Source organism: Salinisphaera sp. C84B14 (genome assembly GCF_040361435.1).
In the GTDB taxonomy this organism is placed as follows: Bacteria; Pseudomonadota; Gammaproteobacteria; order Nevskiales; family Salinisphaeraceae; genus Salinisphaera.
This window is the reverse complement of the sequence record NZ_APNL01000006.1, coordinates 116,605-140,785: the sequence shown is the minus strand read 5'-3', so window position 1 is coordinate 140,785 and position 24,181 is coordinate 116,605. Positions and strand designations below refer to the sequence as shown.

At 63.6% G+C, this 24,181-nt stretch carries 17 protein-coding genes; 13 read left to right on the top strand and 4 right to left on the bottom strand.

Annotation, left to right across the window (positions count from 1 at the left end; translation table 11 throughout):
* Positions 1-41: 41 nt before the first annotated feature.
* Complete coding sequence (locus C84B14_RS07040) at positions 42-4,829, bottom strand: NAD-glutamate dehydrogenase (protein WP_353222881.1); 4,788 nt, start codon at positions 4,827-4,829, stop codon at positions 42-44.
* 171 nt (positions 4,830-5,000) lie between these two features.
* Entirely contained in the window at positions 5,001-5,654 is a 654-nt protein-coding gene (maiA, locus tag C84B14_RS07035; RefSeq protein ID WP_348767126.1) for a maleylacetoacetate isomerase, read from the bottom strand.
* A 94-nt stretch (positions 5,655-5,748) separates the two neighbouring features.
* Here maiA and C84B14_RS07030 point away from each other — a divergent pair, with 94 nt between their 5' ends.
* Complete coding sequence (locus tag C84B14_RS07030; RefSeq protein ID WP_353222879.1) at positions 5,749-6,102, top strand: DUF4870 family protein; 354 nt, start codon at positions 5,749-5,751, stop codon at positions 6,100-6,102.
* Positions 6,099-6,569 (top strand): hypothetical protein, encoded by a 471-nt coding sequence (locus C84B14_RS07025; RefSeq protein WP_348767124.1) that lies wholly within the window; start codon positions 6,099-6,101, stop codon positions 6,567-6,569. Before C84B14_RS07030 ends, C84B14_RS07025 begins: the two co-directional genes overlap by 4 nt.
* A 17-nt stretch (positions 6,570-6,586) precedes the next feature.
* Here the strand turns inward: C84B14_RS07025 and C84B14_RS07020 are convergent, their stop codons facing one another.
* Positions 6,587-7,531 (bottom strand): response regulator, encoded by a 945-nt coding sequence (locus C84B14_RS07020; RefSeq protein WP_353222877.1) that lies wholly within the window; start codon positions 7,529-7,531, stop codon positions 6,587-6,589.
* Positions 7,528-10,944 carry an ATP-binding protein gene (locus C84B14_RS07015; RefSeq protein WP_353222875.1) on the bottom strand — a complete coding sequence of 1,139 codons (3,417 nt, stop codon included), beginning with the start codon at positions 10,942-10,944 and terminating at the stop codon, positions 7,528-7,530. Before C84B14_RS07015 ends, C84B14_RS07020 begins: the two co-directional genes overlap by 4 nt.
* Positions 10,945-11,177: 233 nt before the next feature.
* On the opposite strand from C84B14_RS07015, the gene urtA reads away from it, so the two are divergent.
* From urtA to C84B14_RS06960, 11 genes are all read left to right on the top strand, one after another.
* A complete protein-coding gene (gene urtA / locus C84B14_RS07010) occupies positions 11,178-12,416 on the top strand; it encodes an urea ABC transporter substrate-binding protein (RefSeq protein WP_353222873.1) in 1,239 nt (412 codons plus the stop codon).
* 75 nt (positions 12,417-12,491) lie between these two features.
* Positions 12,492-13,415, top strand: a complete 924-nt coding sequence (urtB, locus tag C84B14_RS07005; RefSeq protein WP_353222871.1) for an urea ABC transporter permease subunit UrtB — start codon at positions 12,492-12,494, stop codon at positions 13,413-13,415.
* A gap of 16 nt (positions 13,416-13,431) precedes the next feature.
* Positions 13,432-14,595, top strand: a complete 1,164-nt coding sequence (gene urtC, locus C84B14_RS07000) for an urea ABC transporter permease subunit UrtC (protein ID WP_502949897.1) — start codon at positions 13,432-13,434, stop codon at positions 14,593-14,595.
* Positions 14,595-15,335, top strand: coding sequence for an urea ABC transporter ATP-binding protein UrtD (gene urtD, locus C84B14_RS06995; protein ID WP_353222869.1), 741 nt, complete (start codon positions 14,595-14,597; stop codon positions 15,333-15,335). Before urtC ends, urtD begins: the two co-directional genes overlap by 1 nt.
* 10 nt (positions 15,336-15,345) lie before the next feature.
* On the top strand, positions 15,346-16,032 hold the full coding sequence (urtE, locus tag C84B14_RS06990) for an urea ABC transporter ATP-binding subunit UrtE (protein WP_353222867.1): 687 nt from the start codon (positions 15,346-15,348) through the stop codon (positions 16,030-16,032).
* 591 nt (positions 16,033-16,623) lie between these two features.
* The gene (gene fmdA, locus C84B14_RS06985; protein ID WP_353222865.1) at positions 16,624-17,856 is read left to right on the top strand and encodes a formamidase; all 1,233 of its coding nucleotides are present in this window, start codon (positions 16,624-16,626) and stop codon (positions 17,854-17,856) included.
* A 10-nt stretch (positions 17,857-17,866) separates the two neighbouring features.
* Positions 17,867-18,205: an FmdB family zinc ribbon protein gene (locus tag C84B14_RS06980; protein ID WP_353222864.1), complete on the top strand. Its 339-nt coding sequence runs from the start codon at positions 17,867-17,869 to the stop codon at positions 18,203-18,205.
* 115 nt (positions 18,206-18,320) lie between these two features.
* Complete coding sequence (locus tag C84B14_RS06975) at positions 18,321-19,367, top strand: aliphatic amidase (protein ID WP_353222863.1); 1,047 nt, start codon at positions 18,321-18,323, stop codon at positions 19,365-19,367.
* 66 nt (positions 19,368-19,433) lie between these two features.
* Positions 19,434-20,519, top strand: a complete 1,086-nt coding sequence (locus tag C84B14_RS06970) for an AAA family ATPase (protein WP_353222861.1) — start codon at positions 19,434-19,436, stop codon at positions 20,517-20,519.
* Between the two features lie 362 nt (positions 20,520-20,881).
* Positions 20,882-21,709 carry a hypothetical protein gene (locus tag C84B14_RS06965; RefSeq protein WP_353222859.1) on the top strand — a complete coding sequence of 276 codons (828 nt, stop codon included), beginning with the start codon at positions 20,882-20,884 and terminating at the stop codon, positions 21,707-21,709.
* 360 nt (positions 21,710-22,069) lie between these two features.
* Entirely contained in the window at positions 22,070-24,055 is a 1,986-nt protein-coding gene (locus C84B14_RS06960; RefSeq protein ID WP_353222857.1) for a hypothetical protein, read from the top strand.
* The last annotated feature ends 126 nt before the right edge of the window (positions 24,056-24,181 follow it).

The window sequence follows — 24,181 nt, the reverse complement described above, 5'->3', positions numbered from 1 at the left end:
CGTGACTGCGGGCAGCCCGGACGCCGGCCGCGCGGAGTCGTTCAGGCAGCGCCTCCCAGGCTGGTGGGTCGGGCCGTGGCCAGCCGGGCCATATCGCGTACCGCCACGGTGAGGTGCGCATGGCCCGGCTGATCGATGGCCCTGAGCTCGTCCATACGCGCGACGATGAAGGCAAGCGTGCGCTCGTTCGCCGCCTGCCATGCGGCCAGCGGCTCGTCGCCGGCCACGTCGAGCACCTGAGCGACGATCTGCTGATGGATACGGTAGCTGTCGCCGCGCAGGCTGGTGCGTGCCAGTGCCGCCCAGCGACCGTCCGCGGGCAGGCCATGAATCGCATCCTGTAGCCAGTCCACCGACAACAGGTCACCAACCGCGAAATACAGCGCGGCCACGGATTCGATATCGCGCCCGCGCTCCTCGGCCAGCGACACCACGTCCATGATGCCGCCGCCGGCGTTGGCGCTGGCGATGCGACTCGCGAACTCGGTATCCAATCCGGTCGCGACCCAGGCATCGTGGTCGGCCTGCCAGCGTTCGGCATAGCCGCCGACCAGATAGTCCGGCAAATGCGCCAGCAGCCGACGGGCGTCGTTTTGATAGCGCGCCACCAGGCTCGACAGATCGCCGTCGATACCCGGCGTACCCAGCCACCAGCTCATCGCATGCTTGAGCAGTCCGATCACGATTCGGTGCAGGGCATACTGATGATCGGTGGCCAGACGATTGTCGAGCGACTCGATCTCGGTGAACAGGGCTTCGCCGCCCAGCCAGGCATCGGCCAGCACGTAGGCACGCACGGCCGAATCCATGCGCGAACCGAAGCCGGCCGGCAGCCGGTGCGCGGTGGCGATACCCAGGCGGTCCACCATCTGGTTGGTCAGCAGCGTGGTGATCAGCTCGCGTTTGAGCCGGTGCTGGAGAACAGCATCCGGAAACTGCTCGACCATGGCGTGCGGAAATCCCGCCTCCAGCAGCTGGGCGAACCAGGGGTCGTCGGGCAGGTCGCTGGCGAGCACGCTGTCGGCCAGGGCGATCTTGCTATACGAAATGAGCACGGCCAGCTCCGGGCGGCTCAGCCCCTGGCGATTGCGTGCGCGTTCCTCGATGGTTTCGTCATCGGGCAGGCGTTCCAGCCGTCGATCGAGCCGGCCTTCGCGTTCGAGCGCGCGCATGAAGCTGACCTGCTCATCGAAGCGGGTCAGCCCTTCGGCTTCCATGAGGCTGATCTGCTGGGTCTGCAGATAGTTGGTCGCCAGCACCAGCTCGATCACCTCCGGCGTCATGGAAGCCAGCAGCGTGTTGCGATCCTCGCGGGTCAGCGTGGCCGCCGCTTCGACCGTGCCCAGCGCGATCTTGATATTGACCTCGAGGTCGGAGGAATCCACCCCGCCTGAGTTGTCGATGGCATCGGTATTAAGACGCCCGCCGGCCAGGGCATATTCGATGCGCCCGGCCTGGGTCAGCCCCAGATTGCCGCCCTCGCCCACTGCAGCGCAGCGCAGCTCGTGCCCGTTGACGCGCAGCCCGTCGTTGGCGCGATCGCCCACGTCGGCATGAGATTCGGTGCGCGCTTTCACATAGGTGCCGATACCGCCGTTCCAGAGCAGATCGACCGGCGCCTTGAGAATGCGGTTGATCAGTTCCAGCGGGCTCAGGCGTTTGGCGTCGATATCCAGGGCAGCCCGAGCCTCGTCGGAGAGCTCGACGGTCTTGGCGTTGCGGTCGAACACGCCGCCGCCCGGCGAAATCAGCGTGCTGTCGTAGTCGCTCCAGGCCGATCGCGGCTGCTCGAATAGACGTTTGCGCTCGGCAAAACTCACCGCCGGGTCCGGGTTCGGATCGATGAAGATATGCATGTGGTTAAAGGCCGCGACCAGCTTGATCTGCTCCGACAGCAGCATGCCGTTGCCGAACACGTCGCCGGCCATATCACCAATGCCCACCACCGTGAACGGCTCGCGCTGGATATCGCGGCCCATTTCCCGGAAATGCCGCTTCACCCCTTCCCAGGCGCCGCGCGCGGTAATGCCCATGGCCTTGTGGTCGTAGCCGGCCGAACCACCCGAGGCAAAGGCATCGTCGAGCCAGAAACCGTAGGCCTGCGACAGACCGTTGGCGATATCCGAGAACGTGGCCGTGCCCTTGTCGGCGGCGACCACCAGATAGGGGTCGTCGCCGTCGCGACGCACCACGTCCGCAGGCGGCTCGATCGCCGAGCCAACGCGGTTGTCGGTGATATCCAGCAGGCCGCGAATGAATATCTTGTAGCAGGCGATGCCGCGGGCCTGGCGCATCTCGCGGGTTTCGTCGGCCGGCGCGTTCTTGACCACGAACCCGCCCTTGGCGCCGACCGGCACGATGACCGCGTTCTTGACCATCTGCGCCTTCATCAGCCCCAGCACTTCGGTACGGAAATCCTCGCGCCGGTCCGACCAGCGCAGCCCGCCGCGTGCCACCTTGCCACCGCGCAGATGCACGCCTTCGATCTCCGGCGCGTACACGAAGGTTTCGAACATCGGCAGCGGGCGCGGCAGCTCCGGCATCAAGGCCGGGTCGAGCTTGATGCTGACATAGGCCTTGAATGCGCCGTTTTCGTCGCGCTGATAGTAGTTGGTGCGCAGCGCGGCTTTCACCACGCCATAGAACGCCCGCAGCACACGGTCGGCGTCGAGGCTGGCCACCTCGTCGAGCGCGACATCGATTTCGGCCAGCCGGGCCTCGTCGTCGACCACCGCGCGCGCGGGGTCGAAACGCGCCTCGAACAGCTGCACGAACTGCTCGACCCGATCGGCATGAACGGCCAGCTGCTGCTGGATATAGTCGGGCGAAAACGGCAGCTCGGTCTGCAACAAATAACGGGTGATGGTGCGCACCAGCACCACCTGGCGCGGGGTGAAGCCGGCGCTCACGATCAGTCGGTTCAGGCCGTCGTTTTCTGCGCTGCCCGAGATGACCGCAGAAAACGCCTCGGCCACGTTGTCGCCGCAGCCGTTCTCGGCCAGCGCCTGGGCATCGGGATGGTCGGCTTCGTATTCGTGAATCCACTGTGGATCCTGGCCGGCGCGTTCCACCCGGTAGGGCCGCTGCGTATGTACCGACAGCCCGAAGTTCTCGAGAATCGGCATGGTCGCCGACAGCGGTGTTTCCTCGCCGTTGCCGTACAGCTTGAGCTGGACGGTGTCGGCATCGACGCCCACGACCCGTAACCGCGGCGCCGCTCCCGTGTCCACGCTTGAAAGAAGCATGGCATCGTCGACAGCGGTCTGGGCCGAAAAGCGTTCCCGATAGGCGCTGTCGAAAGCGCGCGCATAGGCCGGCATGATCTGGCCGCGGGCCTCCGCGGCGGCCGCAAAACGATCCGGCCAGGCGCGGGTGACGGCGATCAGGATCTGTTCGAGGCTGCGGGCGTCGGGCGTATCGCCGCTCTCGGCCTCGATCGCGATCTGGTAATGGATTCGCACCAGCGCGCCGCGCAGGAACTGGGCATCCGATTCCTGGGCACGCCCCTGCAGGCTGCGCTCGAGCTCGGCCTGGATCTGTTCGCGCAGGCCGAGCGTGTAGCGTTCCCGCGGCACATAGACCAGACAGGAATAGAAACGGGCATAGCGATCGCGGCGCATGAACAGCCGCAGACGCTCTGTTTCGCGCATGCCGAGCACGCCCATGACGGTGTTGTACAACTCCTCCTCGGAGGACTGGAACAACTCGTCGCGGGGGAAGGTTTCCAGGATGTAGCGCAGGCTCTTGGCGCTGTGCGAACGCGGTCGCAGCGCCGCTCGTGCCGCCACGTCGCGCACCTTCTGGCGCAGCAGCGGTATCTGGCGTGGGCTCATGGCATAGGCCTCGCCCGAAAACAGGCCCAGAAAACGATGGGCACCGATCACGTTGCCCATGTCGTCCATGCGCTTGATGGCGATCACGTCCATGGTTTCGGCGTGGTGGATCCACGAACGCCGGTTGGCCTTGGCCACCACCAGAATGCGCGCCGACTGGCTGTATTTATCCAGCGCCGCGGCCGGCGCGACATAGCCGTCGGGGTCGATATCCTCGCGGTCTTCGCGCAGCAGGCCGAGACTGGTGCCGGGTATATCGACCATGGTGTCGGCGTCGTCTTCGCCGATCTGTACTTCGCGCTGGCGATAGCCCAGCAGCGTGAAGTGATCGTCGGCGAGCCAGCGCAGAAAGGCCTGGGTCTGTTCGCATTCGTCGATATCCATGCCGCTGGGCACGGTATCGAGCTCGGCCACGACCTTCTGCAGCTGCCGACGCATGGCCTGCCAGTCGCCGACAACACGGGCCAGGTCGCTGAGATTGCCACGCACCCGCTCGGTCAGCGCGTCGCGATCGAGCCCCGCGGGGGCCGCGAATTCCAGGCGCAGCAAGGATTCTTCATCGCCGTGTTCGGCGCTGTCGGCCGCGCTGCGAATATCGGTGGGCACACCCTCGGCGTTGCGGCTGACCCGCAGAATGGGGTGCATCATCCAGTCGATATCCGCGCCAGCCTCGCGTACCGCCATGCTCACGGTATCGACGATAAAGGTCATGTCATCGGCGAGCACGAGCAGCGCGGTATCGCAATAACCTTCGCTGCCGTCCAGATTGCGGGCAACGACCGTGAGATCGCGCTTCTGGCGCGGCGCGCACAGCAGCTCGAACTGCTCGCAGACGGCCGCATACAGCGCCTCGACGGATCGGGCCGCCAGCTCGTCGAGGGTGATGCCCTCGAACCAGGCGTCGACGAAGCGCAACAACAGGTCGCGGCGCTCGGCGGGTTCGAAGCTGCTTGCCCGTGCCCGCACATCTGCAACTATCGTGGCTATTGTGCTCATCACCCGCCCTGACCTTCTGCATATGTCGATGCTGTCACCCTAGACCGGGGCATGCAGCATTAACAAGCACTAAGGCGCGTCCCGCGGTGCCGCGCCATAAGACGCGGCCCCACCGGGGCGCACGAGCCGGCGCTTAGCAAGCGCTGGCCGGGGCCGGTGGTGGTCGCGGATTCAGCGGGTATCGGGCTGGTTGTCCGGATCGGCGGCCTGGAACGCGGCCAGCGTCATGCAGGCACGATAGACGCGCCGAATGGTCGGGTAGTCGCTGAGATTGACGTCGTAGCGCTCTGCCATGGATACCTGCGGAACCAGACAGACATCGGCCAGGCTGGGCTTTTCGGTAAAGCAGTAGCTTTGTTCGTCGTGCTCGCGGGCATGATTGGCGAGGATCGATTCCATCGGCGCAAAAGCCTTGTGGATCCAGTGCTCGAACCATTCGCGCCGTTTTTCGTAGGGCACGTTCATGTCGTCGCGCAGATAGCGCAGCACGCGCAGATTATTCAACGGATGGGTATCCGCGATCGCCACCTGGGCGAAAGAGCGAATTCGTGCGCGCTCGGCGATATCGCCATGCAACAGCGGCCGTTCAGGATAGCGCTCTTCCAGATACTCTAGAATGGCCGAAGACTGGGAAATGACCAGGTCATCCTCGGCCCAGAGCGCGGGAATGAGCCCTTGCGGATTGACGTTGAGATAACTCAGGCGATCGCCGCGGGCATGGTCCATGTCGGTAAAGATCGACTTGTAGGACACGCCCTTGTAGTTGAGCGCGATGCGCACGCGATGCGCGGACACACTGCGATTGTGCGTGAACAGTTGAAGCATGCGGATACCGGGCGTTGAGCGTCTTGAGTATTCGCGATTCTAGCAAACAGAGGCTGCAAAACCGCGCTCTTCATCAAGTAAAACGGATCAGCCCATGAGTCAGGAACTCGACCATACCGGCGTCAGCCGGCGCGAACTCGAACGCAACGTCCTTCTGGTGACCTATGTCCTCTACGGGCTCGGTTTCTTTAACGGCCTCACCGCGGTGGCCGGCGTGATCATCAATCACGTCAAGATGCGTGACTGTCGCGACCCGGTTGCCTACAGCCACCACCGCTGGCTGATGCGCACGTTCTGGTTCACCGTGCTCTGGTCGCTGATTTGCCTGGTGCTCGTCTACGTCGTGGTCGGCTTTCTGGGCTATGCGATTCTCTGGGTCTGGGGCGTGTATCGCTTCATCCGCGGCGTGCTCGCCTTTGCCGAGCATCGGGCCATGCCCACCGCATGAATACCGCGACCGTCGAACCGGGCGCCAGCGTCACCGCCGGCTATCTCGCCGCGGGCGCCATGGTGGCGGCGCTTTGGCTGGGGGTGGGCATTCTGCTGATCCCGGTGATGGCGGTCATCGCCCTGCTGCACTGGTGGGCCGCCGCCGGGCAGAACGCCCTGCTCGCCTCGCACCATCGCTGGCTGGGCCGCCACCACGCGCTGTCGGCGATCGCTTTGCTGCTGGTTCTGCTGGCGCCACTGGCCGCCCTGCCGACGCTTTTTACCAGCGCCATGACCGTGCTCAATACCCTGGCCTACGCACCCCACCCCGCGCAGACCCTCGCAGCCGCCTGGCCCGAGCTGGGCATCGGCACGCTCATGCTGGCGGTATTCGTTGCAACCGCGGGCTGGCTTCTGGTCACGCTTTGGCTAAGTATTCGGCTGGTACGCCGCTGGCTGCGCTGGGCCGATCGGCGCCCGGCGTAAGAGCTGGCCTTTCGGCCTCAAGGCCCGATTACCTGCAAAGCCGTCGCTGCTGCGGCCGCACGCGTCTCGACACCGAGCTTCGGAAAGATGTGCTCAAGGTGTTTATTCACGGTACGCGGCTTCATATCCAGAATCTCGCCGATATCTCGGTTGGTCTTGCCGCGCGATACCCACAGCAATACTTCGGCCTGGCGCAGCGTCAGCCCGAACCGCTCGACGAAATCGTTGACCGAGGCTTCGTCATCGAATTCCACCAGCGTGAGTATCCAGCCGTCGGCCCCCGCCGGGCCCGCCAGACGAATGGACAGCCGCGCCTGCCCGTGGACGATTTCGTACGGGCGTGAAGACGGTTCCGCCTGGCGCAGCCAGCGCAGGAGTCCGCTCGGGAGCATGCCGGTCTGGGCATCGTCCAAATAGCGCTGCAAGTACGCCGCCGCCCGCGAGCTGTGCCAGCGCACACAGCCCTCGTCGTCGGCGATGATCGCCGCCCGCCCGCCGGCGTTGACCACCATATCGGCCCGGCGCTGCGCCTGGGCCCGCTTGAGATGCGCTTCCACGCGAACGCACACTTCATCCGGCTTGACCGGCTTGGTGACATAGTCGGCCCCGCCGGCCCGAAAGCCCTTGACGATATGTTCGCTTTCGGTGAGCCCGGTCATGAAGATCACGGGCACGCCGGCCAGCGATGCATCGGCGTTCATGCGCAGACAGACTTCGAAGCCGTCCATGCCGGGCATGCGCGCATCAAGCAGGACCACGTCGGGCGTGATCATGCGCGCGCGTTCAAGCGCCGAGGGCCCGTCGGTGGCGGCGATCACCGTATAGCCGGCGGCGCCCAGAACCTCGGACAGCAGCGCCAGCATCTGGGGCTGATCGTCGACCACCAGCACCACGCCGCGCACGGTACGCGGCGTGGCCGCGCCGGCATGCGCCGGATCGTCGTATTCGTAAGCCACATTCATGCCTTGTCTCCCTGCTCTGCGATCGAGCCCGATAGCGATGCCGCCAGCCGCCGCAGGCGCTCGAACTCGAAGCCGCGAGCCGCGTCACGCAGCGGCTGCAGCTGCGGCGCGGACTCCGGTTCGAGGCGTTCGATTTCGTCGAGCACCGCCACGACGCCGTCCATGATGCCGGTATCGATCGCTGCCGCCAGACGTCGGACAAGCCGTGGCGGCACAGCCGCCGCGGGCAACGAACGGGCCTCGACGTCGATGCCAGGCGCGGCCGGTTTTCCCTCGTGCACCCAATCCAGATGCAATAACGTTGCCAGGGTGGCCTGAAGACGTGCGATATCCACCGGCTTGGGCAGGAACGCATCACAGCCGGCGGCCTCGCTGCGGGCGACGTCCTCGCCATAGGCATTGGCCGAAACCACCAGAATCGGCGCTTCGCTCAGACCGCGCTCACGCACGATTCGTGCGATTTCGAAGCCGTCCATGCCGGGCATGGCCACATCCATGATGATCGCGTCGCTGCGCTCGGTCGCCAGCCAGTGCAGCGCGCTGGGGCCGTCACCGCACTCGTCGATAGCAAAGCCCAGCGGCTCGAGAAAGTCGCGCAGAATCGCGCGCTGGTCGGCCAGGTCGTCAACCAGCAATATATGGCGTCGCGGCCCGCTGTAGCCGGCGACCGTGTGGCCGGCGTTCCGACCTGCGGCCGCGTCGCCCTTTTTGCCCCGCGCCAGAAACACGCGCAGCGTGAAGTGTGTACCGCCGCCGTCTGCGGCCTTGACGGCGAGTTCACCGCCCATGAACTGGGTCAGCAGCTGGCAGATGGTCAAGCCCAGTCCGGTGCCGCTGGTCAGGCCGCTCAGGTCGGCGTCGAGGCGCTCGAAGGGCAGGAAAATCTGTTCGAGCTTGTCCTCGGCAATACCCGGACCGGTATCGATGACCTCGAATGTGGCCACCTCCCAGGCATAGCCGATACGCAGCCGCACCAAACCGGTGCGGGTGAAGCGGATCGCGTTGCCGACCAGGTTGATCAGGATCTGGCGCAGGCGCTGCTCGTCGCCGCGCACGATCTCCGGGATACGCCCCACCCGCTCGATCCGGAATTCGAGGCCCTTCGCGCGGGCCTGGGGCGCGAACATGGCATCGATCTGCTCCAGCAGCGCTGCGGTATGAATCTCGCCGATATTGAGATTGATGCGTCCGGCCTCGATACGCGCGATATCGAGCAGCCCGTCGACGAGCGCTAGCAGGTGCTCGCCGCTGCGCTGAATCGTGGCCAGCTTCGCGGACTGGGCTGCATCCAGGCGCGTATCCCGCTGCAATAGCTGGGTATAGCCAAGCACGTTGTTGAGCGGCGTACGCAGCTCGTGACTCAGACCCGAAACATAGCGGCTTTTGGCCCGGTTGGCGGCTTCGGCCTCGGTGGTCGCCTTCTGCAGCTTGGCATCGGTTTCCTTATGAGCCCGAATCTCGCGCATGAGCAGCTGGGTCTGGCGCGTGGTTTCCTGTTGGGCCACGGTGCGCGCTTCGCGGGTGAGCACCAGCCACCAGGCGAGCACGCCGGTCAGCGCGGTCATCAACAAAAAGGTGCGCAGAAAGATATCGAACAAGCGTGCCGTATCGGCCGCCGATACCAGCGGTGCGACCTGGGCATAGACCGCGACCAGCGCGCCGAACACGACCACGCTGAGCAGGCACAGCACCGCGCCGTAGCGCATCAGCCGCGTATACAGATGCGGCAGCAGGGATTTCGGCAGCGCGCGGCGAACCACGGCCGCGGCCTGTGCCGAGGCGGTGGCCTGCGGCCGGCAAAGATCACCACAGCGCATGTCGAGACTGCAGCACAACGAACAGATACTGCCGCGATAGGCCGGGCACAGCGCCATGTCATCCGTTTCGAAATGGTTGCCGCACAACACGCAGCGCGCCTGGGCGCTGCCGTCCGGCGCCAGCTGTACCGGCCGCGCCGGGGTGCGGGCGAGGTAGAAGCGCCCGCGCGTGAGCCAGGCGATCAGGGGCGCGGTAACAAATGCGCCGCCCAGGGCCAGCAGCGGCGCGGCCGCGCGTGCCGCATGGCCAAACAGGCCGGTGTAGGCGGCCAGCGACAACCCGCTTGCGAGGGTGAGCGCGCCAATGCCGACCGGGTTGATGTCGTAAAGATGCGCGCGCTTGAACTCGATACCCTTCGGCGACAGCCCCAGCGGTTTGTTGATGACCAGATCAGCTGCCAACGCACCGATCCAGGCGGCGGCGACGTTCGCGTAGAGCCCGAGCACGCCTTCGATCGCCGAAAACACGCCGACCTCGAGCAGAATCAGTGCGATGAGCACGTTGAACACCAGCCACACGACTCGCCCCGGATGACTGCGCGTGACCCGGGCAAAGAAGTTCGACCAGGCCAGCGACCCGGCATAGGCATTGGTGACGTTGATCTTGATCTGCGACACGATCACGAACGCCACGGTGGCAGCCAGCACCACGCCGGGCGAGTCGAACACATAGCCGAAGGCCACCTGATACATATGGGTCGGCTCGGTCGCCTGATCGAACGGCAGCTGGTGTTGAAGGGCCAGAAACGCCAGCAGCGCCCCACCGAACATCTTCAGCCCCCCGATGACCACCCAACCCGGCCCGGCAGCCACCACCGCAAGCCACCAACGCGTTCGATTGGCAGGCTTTTTCTCCGGCAGAAAACGCAGGTAATCCACCTGTTCGCCGATCTGGCCGATCAGCGCGAGTGCCACGCTGCAGGCGGCCCCGAATGCACTCCAGCTGAAGCTGCCGTCGTGCTGACGGCCCGTGAAGCCGGCGAAGTCGGTGAAGGTTTCGGGCCGCTCGAGAGCGATCGCGAGGTAAGGCAATACGAGCAGGATCAGCCAGACCGGCTGGGTGAACCACTGCAAGCGGTTGATCGCGGTGATACCGAAGGTCACCAGCGGAATCACGGCCAGCGCGCTGATCAGATAGGCCACTGGCAGCGACACCCCGAAATACATCGAGATCGCCTGGCCCATGATGGCCGCTTCGAGGGCGAAGAATAAAAACGTGAAGCTGGCATAGATCAGCGACGTGAACGTCGAACCCAGATAGCCGAAGCCTGCGCCGCGGGTGAGCAGGTCGATATCGACGCCGTAGCGGGCGGCGTAATAGCTGATCGGCAGGCCGACCAGAAATATGGCGGTGCAAACCGCGACGATGGCCCAGGCGGCGTTGGTGAAGCCATAGCCCATCATCAGCACCGCGCCGATGGCCTCCAGCGCGAGAAAAGAAATGCCACCCAGCGCGGTGCTGGCGATACGCAGTTCCGACCATTTGCGAAAGCTGCGGGCGGTGAAGCGCAGCGCGTAGTCCTCAAGCGTTTCGTCGCCCACCCAGCGGTTGTAGGCACGACGGATCTTGACGATGCGTTGGGGGCCGTTGTCCATGAAGCTGTCGGTTGGAAAGCGAACGGGCGATTGGGCCCGATGGTAATCACTCGCCCCTGCAGGAAACGGGCCAGCGTCTACGTCGAATGACGTAGGTCGGTGCGTTGATCGGCGTATGGGCGGCTTCGACCGGACACGCCAGTCTGGATAACGAGCGAGGCCGCCGGCATTGGCCCGGACTTTGCAAAGCCGCAGCTATCGCACCCGTTTCGTTATCCAAAGGGAGATTCTCGATGAACCTGCATACCCTGAGCCGATCGTGGCTCGCCGGCCTGACCGCGGTGACGCTGGGCGCGTCCGCGCTGTTCGGCACCGCCCATGCGGCAACCCCGCCCACCGACGAGGTCATGACCACCGGCCTGGCCGTCACCGACGACACCGTCAAGGTCGGCATCCTGCATTCGCTGACCGGCACCATGGCGATCAGCGAAACCGGCTCGATTCAGGCCGAAAAGCTCGCCATCAAGCAGATCAACGAACAGGGCGGCATCCTCGGCCGTCAGATCGAATACACCGTTGAAGACGGCGCCAGCGACTGGCCCACCTTCGCCGAAAAAGCCCGCAAGCTGCTACAGGGCGACAAGGTCGCCACCGTGTTCGGCTGCTGGACCTCGGCCTCGCGCAAGGCGGTACTGCCGGTATTCGAACAGAATAACGGCCTGCTCTATTACCCGACCTTCTATGAAGGCCTGGAACAGTCGAAGAACGTGTTCTATACCGGCCAGGAAGCCACCCAGCAGATTCTGGCCGCGCTCAACTGGGCGAACGAAGAACTCGGCGCCAAGAGCTTCTATCTGGTCGGCTCCGACTATATCTGGCCGCGCACCTCGATGAAGATCGCGCGTACCCATATCGAGAAGCATCTCGGCGGGCGCGTGGTTGGCGAGGACTACTACCCGCTGGGCAACACCCAGTTCGGCTCGCTGATCAACAAGATCAAGCTCAAGCGTCCGGACCTGGTCTTCGCCGCCGTGGTGGGTGGTTCGAACGTGGCCTGGTTCAAGCAGCTCAAGGCCGCCGGCATGACCGCTGATCGTATGCCCATGCTCACCATCTCGGTCACCGAAGACGAGGTGCTGGGTATCGGCAAGCAGAACGTCGAAGGCTTCTACTCCTCGATGAAGTATTTCCAGAGCCTGGATATCCCCTCCAACAAGGAATTCGTGGCGGCGTTCAAGAAAGAGTACGGGCAGGACGCGGTCATCGGCGACGTGACCGAATCCGCCTATCTCGGCCCCTGGCTGTGGAAGCGCGCGGTCGAAAAAGCCGGCAGTTTCGACGTCGACAAGGTGGTCGCCGCCTCCGACAACATGGAATGGAAAGAAGGCATGCCGCACGGCTACACCAAGGTCGACCCGAACCATCACCTATGGATGCGTACCCGTATCGGCCAGTGGGGCAGCGACGGCCAGGCCAAGGTGGTCTGGGAGTCCGACGTGATCGAGCCGAACCCGTTCCCGGAAGGCTACTAAGCCAACCCTTAACCGCTAAGCGCAATACCCGATTGCCGGGGCCGTGCGGTCCCGGCAATCGTCAAGGGAGCAACCATGGGCGACTTCACCGCACAGGAATTGACCGCAATCTTTGTGATGCAGGGTTTTTCAGGCCTGAGCCTGTTCTGCGTCTTTCTTCTCATGGCCCTGGGGCTGGCGATCATCTTCGGCCAGATGGGCGTGATCAACATGGCCCACGGCGAATTCCTGACGCTGGGCGCCTATATCACCTATCTCGTGTCGTACCAGGCTGCCGAATGGGGCGCGACCGCGCTCACCTGGTACTTCCCCGTCGCCATCGCTGCGGCATTCATCGGCACGTTCGCGCTCGGCTATCTGGTCGAGCGGTTCATGATCCGCTATCTCTACAACCGACCGCTGGATACGCTGCTGGCGACCTGGGGTCTGGGCCTGATTCTTCAGCAGGTCTTTCGCTCGGTCTTCGGCCCGCGCGAGAAGACCGTCACCATGCCGGACTGGCTGCTGGGCTCCTACCGCGCCACCGACATGATCGATATCCCGCTCAACGGGCTGTTCATCCTGGTGATCACGCTCGTACTCACCGTCGCCCTGTTCGCGCTGCTGTATCGCTCGCGCTGGGGCATCAAGGTACGCGCCACCACCCAGAACCGCAGCATGGCCAACGCCGCCGGCATCAATACCGACCGCGTCGATCGCCTGACCTTTGCGCTGGGCTGCGGCATCGCCGGCGTGGCCGGGGCCGCCTTCACCACCATCGCCTCCACCGGGCCGACCACCGGCTCGCTGTATATCGTCGATACCTTCCTGGTGGTCGTGTTCGGCGGCGCGGCCAGTCTGCTGGGCACCGTGGTTTCGGCGTTCGGCATCGCCCAGTCGCAGTCGATCCTGTCGTTCTTCTGGTCGGGTTCGATGGCCAAGGTCTTCACCCTGCTCACCGTGGTCGTGATCCTCATGCTGCGTCCGCAGGGCCTGTTTGCCAGCAAGGTGCGCCGCTAGGCGGCCCGGGAGAGTCATCGTGCAACGTTTCATCAAGGCATTCGGCGGCCCGACAGTGCTGATTCAGATCGCGGTCGTCGCCGCGATACTGATGGTGCTGCTGCCCGCCACCACCGAAATCTTTCGTCTGAATCTGTTCGGCAAGTACCTCACCTATGCCTTCGTGGCTGTCGGGCTGGTGCTGTGCTGGGGCTATGGCGGCATCCTGAGTCTGGGCCAGGGGGTGTTCTTCGGCCTGGGCGGCTATTGCATGGCCATGTTCCTCAAGCTGGAAGCCTCCACGCCGGAGGCCACAAAGATCCAGACCACGCCGGGCATTCCCGACTTCATGGACTGGAACCAGCTCACCGAGCTGCCCTGGTTCTGGGAGCCCTTCCACAGCTTCGCGTTTACCGTTTTCGCGGTGATCGCGGTGCCGGCCTTCTTTGCCTGGCTGATCGGCTATGCCATGTTCAAGCGCCGCGTGGGCGGCGTGTACTTTGCCATCATCACCCAGGCGATCGCGGTGATCCTGACCATTCTCATCGTCGGCCAACAGGGTTATACCGGCGGCATCAACGGCATCACCGACTTGCGCACGCTGCTCGGCTGGGACATCCGGACCGACGGCGCCAAATACCTCCTCTACTACGCCTGCTGTGTTGCCCTGCTGCTGTGCCTGCTGGTGGGCAACTTCATCATCAACAGCCGCTTCGGGCGCCTGCTCATCGCCATGCGTGACCAGGAAGACCGGGTACGCTTTTCCGGCTACGACGTAGCCAACATGAAGGTGTTCGTGTTCGTCATGGCCTCGGTATTCGCAGCGATTGGCGGCGCCTTCTTCACCCTGCAGGTGGGTTTCATGTCGCCGACCTTCATCGGCGCGGTGGCCTCCATCGAGATGGTGGTGTTCTGCGCGGTGGGCGGGCGCCTGTCGATCGTCGGTGCGGCCTGTGGCGCGTTCATCGTCAGCTGGGCCAAGACCTCGTTGTCCGACAGCTTTCCGCAGATCTGGCCGGTGGTCATGGGCGCGTTGTTCATCGGTGTGGTGATGTTCTTCCCCCGCGGTCTGGCCGGTCTCGTATCGGACTACGGCTCGAAGCTCATGCCCGGGCGTAAATCCCAATCCAAGCCGTCGACCGACAAGCCGGACACGGCCAGCCGGTCGTCTGCCGGTGCCACCCCGCAGGAGCAAGCCTGATGAGCAACGCCATGATTCTCGAGGTCGAGGACCTCGGCGTGTCCTTCGACGGCTTCAAGGCCATCGATGCACTGAATTTCTATGTCGAACGCAACGAGCTGCGGGTGGTCATCGGCCCGAACGGGGCCGGCAAGACCACCCTGCTGGATCTGATCTGCGGCAAGACCCGTGCGACCAGCGGCAAGATCAAGTTCAAGAACAAGGACCTGACCAAGCTCTCGGAGCACCAGATCGTGCATGCCGGGGTCGGTCGCAAGTTCCAGACGCCGTCCATCTACGAAAACCTGACGGTGCGCCAGAACCTGGAACTGTCGTCGCCCGGCGGGCGCACGGTGCTATCCAGCCTGTTCTTCCGGCGCACGCCCAAGCTCGTCGCCCGCATCAACGAGATCGCCGAAACCATCTATCTGGTCGACGAACTGGACATGAGTGCCGGCCTGCTCAGCCACGGCCAGAAGCAGTGGCTGGAAATCGGCATGTTGCTCATCCAGGACCCGGAGCTGCTGATGCTCGACGAACCCGTGGCCGGCATGAGCGTGCCCGAGCGTGAGGCGACCGCCGCCCTGCTCAACCGCATCAAGGAAAACCGTGCCGTGATCGTGATCGAACACGACATGGATTTCGTCAAGGACATCGGCCGCAAGGTCACCGTGCTGCATCAGGGCAAGATCCTCGCCGAGGGCCCGATGGAGAAGGTGCAGGCCGACGAGCGCGTCATCGAAGTCTATCTCGGCCACTGAGGAAACCATCATGCTCAGCACTCAGGATCTGCGCGTAAGCTACGGCATGAGCGAGGTCATCCACGGTATTTCCTTCAGCGTCGGCGAAACCGAAACCGTTGCCATCATGGGCCGCAACGGCATGGGCAAGACCACGCTGTTCAAGTCACTCATCGGCATCATGCCGGCCGAGGGCAGCATTCGTATCGGCGAGGAAGATGTGGGCAAGCGTCAGGCCTACGAACGCGTGAAACGCGGGCTGGCCTATGTGCCCCAGGGCCGGCTCGTATTCGGCACGCTCACCGTCGAAGAGAACATCACTGCCGGCCTGGAAGCCACCGGCCGACGCAAGATCCCCGGCGATATCTACGACCTGTTCCCGGTCCTGCGCGATATGCGTCGACGCAAGGCCGGCAACCTGTCCGGCGGTCAGCAACAGCAGCTGGCCATCGCCCGGGCGCTGGCCGCCGACCCCAAGGTGCTGCTGCTCGACGAACCGACCGAAGGCATCCAGCCGTCGATCATCAAGGATCTGGCCAAGACGCTCAATGAGATCAAGCGCACCCGCCAGATCAGCATCGTGGTGTCCGAACAGGTGCTGAGCTTTGCCACCGCGATCGCCGACCGGATGCTCGTGCTCGACAAGGGCAAGATTGCCCACGAGGCCGCCGGTGATGAGATTGACGCCAAGCAGATCAGCCGCTATCTGACGGTTTGATCGGGGCCGCAGCGGTTGGCTGCGGCGCGTGGCTCGCGGGGTTTCACCCTGGTTCGCAGACCGACAAACCGCACTTCGCCGAGCAGTCGACTCGGCGCAGGCGCGGTTCGAACCACGTTCCCCTCGGTACTCACGAGTTAGTCGAACCCGCGGTTTCGCGCTGTAGCGCGAGGCACGTTCGTTGCTCGTCCAACGCAAAGTTGCAAGAGGAAAGACGTCTGCTTTGCACGTCGGCGCTATGCGCCGCACACACTTAAGCCCCGTGCTTCTCTCGTCGGCTTCATGCGGGTCGCGATACACGCCGTAACCCGTAGCAAGGAGTCGCTACGACTAGACATTCGAATCCGGACGACGTGGCTACGTTCTTGTCGGAGTCCGCCTTCGACGCATCCGATCTACAAAAACGGTGGCCGTGCGCGGGCTGGTCGGCATGCCCCCGCGGGCTTCGCGCCTGGGTTTACACCCGCAAAGCCCGCTAAGGCGTTACGTCATCCGACGTATTGCTGCGAACCCTGCCACATTCAAGACTGATTCCCGACCCGCGCGAGCCGTGCTCGCCCCGCAGAAAACCGTTCGCAGGAGAACAACGCCATGACCGATACGCTCATCAAGGTCGATCTCGACACCCCGGCCACCCAGAACGAGAAGGTGCACAACCGCTGGCATCCGGATATCCCCATGGCCTGCTGGGTGAATCCGGGTGACGATTTCATCCTCGAAACCTACGACTGGACCGCGGGCGCGATCGCCAACGATGACGACGCCTCGGACGTGCGTGACGTCGATCTGTCGACCGTGCATTATCTGTCCGGCCCGGTAGGCGTGAAAGGCGCTGAAGCCGGCGATCTGCTCGTGGTCGACATTCTCGATATCGGCGCGCTGCCCGGCGCGGAATGGGGCTTCAACGGTTTCTTCTCCAAACAGAACGGCGGCGGTTTTCTCACCGAGCATTTCCCGCATGCCCAGAAATCGATCTGGGACTTCCACGGCCTGTACACCAGCTCGCGGCACGTACCGGGCGTGAACTTCGCCGGTCTCGTGCATCCGGGCCTGATCGGCTGCCTGCCCAGCCAGGACCTGCTGGATACCTGGAATTCGCGCGAAGCCGACCTGATCGCCACCGATCCCGATCGCGTGCCGCCGCTGGCCAACCCGCCGGTCGCCGAAACCGCGCATATGGGCGCGCTCTCGGGCGAAGCCCGCGACAAGGCCGCAGCCGAAGGCGCACGCACGGTGCCGCCGCGCGAGCATGGCGGCAACTGCGATATCAAGGATCTGTCGCGCGGCTCAAAGGTCTATTTCCCGGTCTATGTCGACGGTGCGGGCCTGTCGGTCGGCGATCTGCACTTCAGCCAGGGCGACGGCGAAATCACCTTCTGCGGCGCCATCGAGATGGCCGGCGGCTGGGTGCACATGAAAGTCGAGCTGATCAAGGACGGCATGAAGAAATACGGGATCAAGAACCCGATCTTCAAACCCAGCCCGATCGTGCCGACCTATAACGACTACCTCATTTTCGAAGGCATTTCGGTCGACGAATCCGGCAAGCAGCATTATCTGGATGCCAACGTTGCCTACCGCCAGGCCTGCCTGAACGCGATCGAATACCTCAAGAAATTCGGCTATTCCGGCGCCCAGGCCTATTCCATTCTCGGCGTAGCACCCGTGCAGGGGCATTTGAGCGGCGTGGTGGATATTCCCAACTCCTGCGCGACGCTGTGGATTCCGTCTGAAATCTTCGACTTCGATATCCAGCCCGGCGCCGACGGGCCGACGAAGTTCCTCGACGGCAGCGTCGACATGCCCATCGCCTACGACCAGTAGGAGACTCGTCATGCCGATGTACGAATACGCCTGTCACGACTGCGGCACCTTCAGCGCCATGCGTCGCATGGCCGAATGCAGCCAGCCTAGCGACTGCCCCGACTGCGGGGCTGCCTCGGCACGCATCATCTCGGCGCCGCGCCTGTCGCTGATCTCAAGCCACGCCCGCCTGGCCCACGAGACCAACGAACGCAGCGCCGACCGGCCGCATACGTCCAAGACCTATGACAAGCGCCATCCGGCCGGCTGTGGCTGTTGTTCGAGCAGCAGCCGCAAGGCCAGCAACACGGGGGCGCCGCCCGCAATCAAGACCAAGACCGGCCCGCGCCCCTGGATGATCAGCCACTAACACTCGCGCGAGCGAGAACGATTGCTCCCGGCGGCGTCGACCGTTTGCGAACGGCGGCGTCGCCACCTTTTCAGATCCGCGTCGCCAGAACCGGCGCGGTCAGCCGGAGAACCGAATGCGACACGGAGATATTTCCAGCAGCGCCGATACCGTCGGCGTGGCCGTGGTCAACTACAAGATGCCGCGCCTGCACACCCGTTCCGACGTGCTCGACAACGCGAACAGGATCGCGGAAATGATCCAGGGCATGAAGATCGGCCTGCCCGGCATGGATCTGGTCGTCTTCCCCGAATACAGCACCATGGGGATCATGTACGACCCGGACGAAATGATGGAAACCGCCGCCAGTATTCCGGGCGACGAAACCGCGGTATTTTCCGAAGCCTGTCGTCAGGCCAATACCTGGGGCGTGTTCTCGATCACCGGCGAGCGCCACGAGGCGCACCCCAATAAGGTGCCCTACAACACGCTGATTCTGATCAATAACGAAGGCGAAATCGTCCAGAAATACCGCAAGTGTATTCCCTGGTGTCCGATCGAGGGCTGGTATCCGGGCGACAAGACCTATGTTGTCGAAGGCCCCAAGGGACTCAAGATCAGCCTGATCATCTGCGACGACGGCAACTACCCGGAAATCTGGCGCGACTGTGCCATGAAAGGCGCCGAGCTGATCGTGCGCTGCCAGGGCTATATGTACCCGGCCAAGGAACAGCAGGTGATGATGTCCAAGTGCATGGCCTGGGCCAACAACTGCTATGTGGCCGTGGCCAACGCGGCCGGCTTCGACGGCGTCTATTCCTATTTCGGCCATTCCTCGGTGATCGGTTTCGACGGCCGTACGCTCGGCGAATGCGGCACCGAGGAAAACGGCATTCAGTATGCCCAGCTCTCGGTATCGGCGATTCGCGATGCGCGGGCCAACGATCAATCGCAGAACCATCTGTTCAAGCTGCTGCATCGTGGTTACAGCGGCACCAATGACTCCGGCGAAGGCGACAAGGGCGTCGCCGACTGCCCGTTCGAGTTCTATCGCACCTGGGTGATGGATGCGAAAAAAGCCCAGGAAAACGTGGAGGCGATGACGCGCAGCACGGCAACCACGACAGACTGCCCGGTCGGCAAACTCTCACACCCGCAGGCCGAAAAAGAAGCCGGCGCCTGAGCCATAGGCGACATGGACGTACCGGGGTGAACGCCTCGGTACGTCGGCCGAACCACGAGAGGCGTCATGCCGTTCATCAATGACATGCTCGCCGAGCACAACCAAGATTCTGCGCCCACCGCAAGCGATGCACAGACCGCATCGCCCAACCGCACATCTCGTTTTCATTTCGAGCCCGCCGTCGTCATGGGCCTGCTACGCGAGCGCATCGTCGGCCAGGCGCAGGCGCTGGATACAGTCGAAGGCGCCCTCAAGATCATCAAGGCCGATATCGGCGATCCCCAGCGACCACTGCATGTCGGCCTGTTGCTCGGCCCAACCGGCGTGGGTAAAACCGAACTCGTGCGTGTGCTTGCCGAGGCGATTCACGGTCGACGCGATGCCCTGTGTCGTATCGACATGAACACCCTCGCCCAGGAACATTATGCGGCCGCGCTCACCGGCGCGCCGCCGGGCTATGTCGGCAGCAAGGAAGGCACCACCCTGCTCGATCCCGACCGCATTGCCGGCAGCTTCGGCGCACCGGGCATCGTGTTGTTCGACGAGATCGAAAAAGCCGGTGCCGAAGTCGCACGCGCCCTGCTCAACGTTTTCGACAACGGCCAGCTCACCTTGACCTCCGGCGCCAAGACCATCGACTTTCGCAATGCCATGATCTTCATGACCAGCAATCTCGGCGCGCGCGAGATCGAGCGCTACCTGGCACGTCTGAACAGCGGCTGGCGGCGATTATGGCCGACCTGCGAACAGCGCCAGCGTCGCGGTCTGCATGAGATCGTCGACAACGCCCTGCACGCACGCTTCGACCCTGAATTCGTCAATCGTATCGATACCGTCAGCCTGTTCAACTGGATCGAACAGGACATGCTGGATGGCCTCATCGATATCGAACTGCAGAAGTTGAACAGCCGGTTGGCTCGAATCGGTCGTCGAGCCGAATTGGATCACTCGGCGCGCGCGCTGTTGCACACGGAAGGCTTCGATCGCCGCTACGGCGCCCGCGCCATGGGCCGTGCGTTCCGCCGCCATGTCGAACTGCCATTGGCCGAAGCAATCGCCGACGCAGACCTGCGTAAACGCGACCCTGACGACGTCCAGGTCATGCATGCCCATGTGGACGCACAAGGGCGACTGCATTTCTCGAACGACTGAGTTCAGCCACCGTCGTGCGCCGGCTACGGAACCTGCACGCCGGCACGAAACATCGGGCGCCCGGCCGCCCTGCTCCTCCGGCCTTCAATTGCGCTCTCGCGATTTCCTGACGGCTATTTATGTCGTGGCTCGCCGCTCGGCAAGGTTTCGATGCGTCATTTGACTTATATCAGCGCGTTCGCGCATCGCTATATTAAAAATATATGGCGCATCTCGTGCTTTTTAATCCACGGGGAAACCCGTTTTCGGATACTTGATCCATGAACCCTGTAGGGAGAGATATGAAAAATAAAGTCATGACCACGATGCCCTGCCTTGTGGCATCGTTAATCTGCGGAGCAAGCCCGCTCGCATTCGCACAAATGGCCGACGAATCGACCCGCAGTGCGCCCAACAGCGATTCACCCTCGCAAGTCCAGTACGAGTCGAGCGAGCCCTCTGGTACGGCAGACAAGATCTATGGCTCGGTCGGCCTGGACTTTGCCTCGCACTTCGTTTCCTACGGCGGTGACGTCTGGGGCGGCGGGCATGACTTTTACGGGTCGCAGTCCACCAAATTCGCCTATATCGACCTCGGCGCCGATCTGCCGAACGGGTTTGCGCTGACCTTCGGCGCATGGAGCGATATCAACAACAACGCCGACGAAGACACCATCGGCGGCAACATTCAGGAAATCGACGTCTACGGCGGTCTGACCTATACCACAGGTGCTGTAACCCTGGGCGCGATCTACCAGCAGTGGTACTACGGCGGCGACACCGAGCGTGTGCTGGATCTGAGCGTCGGTTATGACGACAGCGCCTTGTGGGGCGGCGACTTCGCGCTCAACCCGAGCTTTCTGACCCATATCCGTGTGAACGGGCAGGAAGGCCAGGACGATGGTGCTGTCTTCGTTGGCGCCATCGAACCGGCGTTCGATCTTGTAGACAGTCCCACCACCCCGGTCAGCCTGTCCATTCCGGTGAGCGTCGGCTTCATGACCGACGACTTCCAGGGTGGCGACAGCGGTTTCGGCTATGCCTCGATCGGCGCCACGGCGAGCCTGGGCCTGGGCTTCATCCCGGCCGGCTACGGCGACTGGTCGCTCGCGGTCAACACGACCTATTACCACACCGACGAAGACGTGATTCCGGGCAACCCGGAAGACGATTTCCTGACCGGCACGGTCAGCATCGGCATGGCGTTCTAAGCCTGATCCGCGCGGCAGCCGGCCGTTACGGCCGGCTGCCCGCAACGTCAAAACGCCGATACGCGGTCGCCAACAGCCCACCACCGGCCCCGTACCCGCACGCAGTAGCGATGCCCAACCGCGTATTCAGCCGCCCGCGATTTCGCCGATACATCGCTATACCAGCACTAGGCACGCGCTGTGCGCATGCTGCGCTGTGTTAACGTCCACTCTTCGATTTTTAAGCGGGCATACCATCGGTTGACCACGTTCGACCGTCGCCGAGGCGCGTTCCGACTCGCCAGACGTGCACGAGAACGGTTCGAGCGGATGCCCCGAGATGATGGTCAACGCGCCATCGAGTTCACTGGAGGGCAAACGATGGCCCAAGTCACAGTGGGCGGCCTGAGCGATCCGGCCCGCCTAGCCACGGATTTCGAACAGGTTCTGGAACGCCTTGAAGCGGCCCGTTCTTTTGGCAAGGCGATGCAGCAGCAGCAGTTGCTGGCACGCGCCCAGAAGCTGCTGCGCACGCCCGAAGGTGTGGCACATCTCTATGGGTTCGCGCCGCGCTTCGATGCGGCGGGTGTGTTTGCCAACGGCGATTGGGAACAGCCCGAAGCCCTGCAACCGGCGCTGGTGAGCACCACGTTACGTGCCGGCGGCGTGAATGCCACCCTGGAATGCCTGAGCGAGCTGCGCATGCTGGCCATCGCCGAGCATGCGATCGAATCTCCCGGCATGACCGGCGATGAGGCACGTCGCTTTCTTCAGCAGATCATGGCGAGCAACCTCGACCTGCTGTTCCCGGTGGCGACCGAAGAAACGCGCGAAGCCGATCCGGCAGCGGCCGAACGGGTGAAGAACCTGTTCGAATTCATCCTCGACCGGCTGGGTGCGGCAGCGATCCTGGATGCTCTCGTCCACGAGGCTGAGCGGGTGCTTTTACAGCGCCCGATCATGGTTCAGCGCGTCGAAGCCCTGCTGCGTGCTGCCGATCGCGCGACCACCGAGCTTGCGAACGACGACCCCTCGGTCGCACGGGCACGCGAATGGATGCACGCGCTCAACGGGCCGACACCGCTGTCGCGGATCGGCAGCCGGGAAGACTATGCCGCAGCGCTCGCGGAACTGGATATCAATGCACTGGCCGAAGAAGCCCACAACTTTGGCCAGGCCATGGCGCGCACCGGCCTGGTATCGGCCCAGCACGCGGATCTGCTGCGTCATCTGGTCGATAACGCACCCGAACTGGTCGGCCCGGCGCTGGCACTGAACGCGGTCGGCAAGGTCAGCCTCGGCGCCCATCAGACGCTCATATCCGACATCATCCGATTCGCGATCTGGCGCGAGACCGCGCGCTCGATCTATGGACTGTCGAAGCTGCTCGAACAGGGCATGACCTTTATTCGTCCGGTGCTGCCGGGCCTGCGTCGACTCATGGTGCTGGCCATCCATCCGAGCGTGGCCGAAAACCTGCGCGCGGCCAGCGAATGGCAGGATCCGCCCGATGCCAACGTGCTGCTACTGGCCGGTACCTTGTCTGTGCTGGGCCAGCCGCGCGGCGTCGATCAGGGGCATAACCCGACCTGCCAGGCAGCCCGGGCCATCAGCCTGTGGGCACAGAACGACGTGGGTTATCTGTTGGAGCTGATTGCCTTCGGCGCACGGGAGAACGAACTGCTCATGCAGTTCGAGGGCAAGACCATTCGTTCCAGCGAGCTGTCGTTCGGCCTGGCGACCAGCCTGCATACCGAGCTCGACCCGGTATCCCTGCTGCTGACACCGCATCTCGACCGCATCTATATGGAAATGAGCCGGCTCACCATCGGCCGCGCCGGCGACGGCCACCGCTGGGTGAACCCCGAGCTGCACGGCTGGTGGGTGCATCGCGGCTTCGGGGAACTGCTCGATACCGCAAATGGCAACGTCCGCGGTTTCGATGCGTTCATTCGCGATTTCTATGCCTCCTACCATCCGCTCTACAACGGCGGTCGGGATCTGGTCTATGCCCAGCCCTGCGGCATCGCCACCACCAATTTCAACGCCGAGCTGGTCGGCTGGCATGCGCTGTCGATCCAGCGGGTCGCCTACGACCCGGCCGGTGAATGGCGCGTGTATTTCTTCAACCCGAACCGCGACAAGGGTCAGAACTGGGGCCAGGATATCGTGACCTCGACCCATAGCCATGGCGAGCTCGAAGGCGAATCATCCCTGCCCTTCGAGCAGTTCGCCTCGCGGCTCTACGTCTACCATTACAAGAATCGGGAAATCGGCGATGCCAGTGCCGTACCCGACGAGGCAATCGCACGTATCCGCACCCTGGTCGCCGAAGGCTGGGCCTCGGATCGCGCCTGGGACGACTGAACACCGCCACAGGAATCGCGGCTTGTGGTGGCCCCCACCCGACCGGACGCTCGTGCGGCAACCTCGATTCAAGCAAAAAAAAGGCCGCATCGGAAAACCCGATGCGGCCTTCTTATCGTTGGCGAC

Excerpts from the sequence above, each read along its gene's own strand:
- C84B14_RS06965 (WP_353222859.1), top strand. The coding sequence starts at position 20,882 with ATGGCCGACGAATCGACCCGCAGTGCGCCCAACAGCGATTCACCCTCG.
- C84B14_RS06975 (WP_353222863.1), top strand. The coding sequence starts at position 18,321 with ATGCGACACGGAGATATTTCCAGCAGCGCCGATACCGTCGGCGTGGCC.
- urtA (WP_353222873.1), top strand. The coding sequence starts at position 11,178 with ATGAACCTGCATACCCTGAGCCGATCGTGGCTCGCCGGCCTGACCGCG.
- C84B14_RS07015 (WP_353222875.1), bottom strand. The coding sequence starts at position 10,944 with ATGGACAACGGCCCCCAACGCATCGTCAAGATCCGTCGTGCCTACAAC.
- maiA (WP_348767126.1), bottom strand. The coding sequence starts at position 5,654 with ATGCTTCAACTGTTCACGCACAATCGCAGTGTGTCCGCGCATCGCGTG.
- C84B14_RS06970 (WP_353222861.1), top strand. The coding sequence starts at position 19,434 with ATGCCGTTCATCAATGACATGCTCGCCGAGCACAACCAAGATTCTGCG.
- C84B14_RS07030 (WP_353222879.1), top strand. The coding sequence starts at position 5,749 with ATGAGTCAGGAACTCGACCATACCGGCGTCAGCCGGCGCGAACTCGAA.
- C84B14_RS06960 (WP_353222857.1), top strand. The coding sequence starts at position 22,070 with ATGGCCCAAGTCACAGTGGGCGGCCTGAGCGATCCGGCCCGCCTAGCC.
- urtB (WP_353222871.1), top strand. The coding sequence starts at position 12,492 with ATGGGCGACTTCACCGCACAGGAATTGACCGCAATCTTTGTGATGCAG.
- fmdA (WP_353222865.1), top strand. The coding sequence starts at position 16,624 with ATGACCGATACGCTCATCAAGGTCGATCTCGACACCCCGGCCACCCAG.
- urtD (WP_353222869.1), top strand. The coding sequence starts at position 14,595 with ATGAGCAACGCCATGATTCTCGAGGTCGAGGACCTCGGCGTGTCCTTC.
- C84B14_RS07025 (WP_348767124.1), top strand. The coding sequence starts at position 6,099 with ATGAATACCGCGACCGTCGAACCGGGCGCCAGCGTCACCGCCGGCTAT.
- urtE (WP_353222867.1), top strand. The coding sequence starts at position 15,346 with ATGCTCAGCACTCAGGATCTGCGCGTAAGCTACGGCATGAGCGAGGTC.
- C84B14_RS07020 (WP_353222877.1), bottom strand. The coding sequence starts at position 7,531 with ATGAATGTGGCTTACGAATACGACGATCCGGCGCATGCCGGCGCGGCC.
- C84B14_RS06980 (WP_353222864.1), top strand. The coding sequence starts at position 17,867 with ATGCCGATGTACGAATACGCCTGTCACGACTGCGGCACCTTCAGCGCC.
- C84B14_RS07040 (WP_353222881.1), bottom strand. The coding sequence starts at position 4,829 with ATGAGCACAATAGCCACGATAGTTGCAGATGTGCGGGCACGGGCAAGC.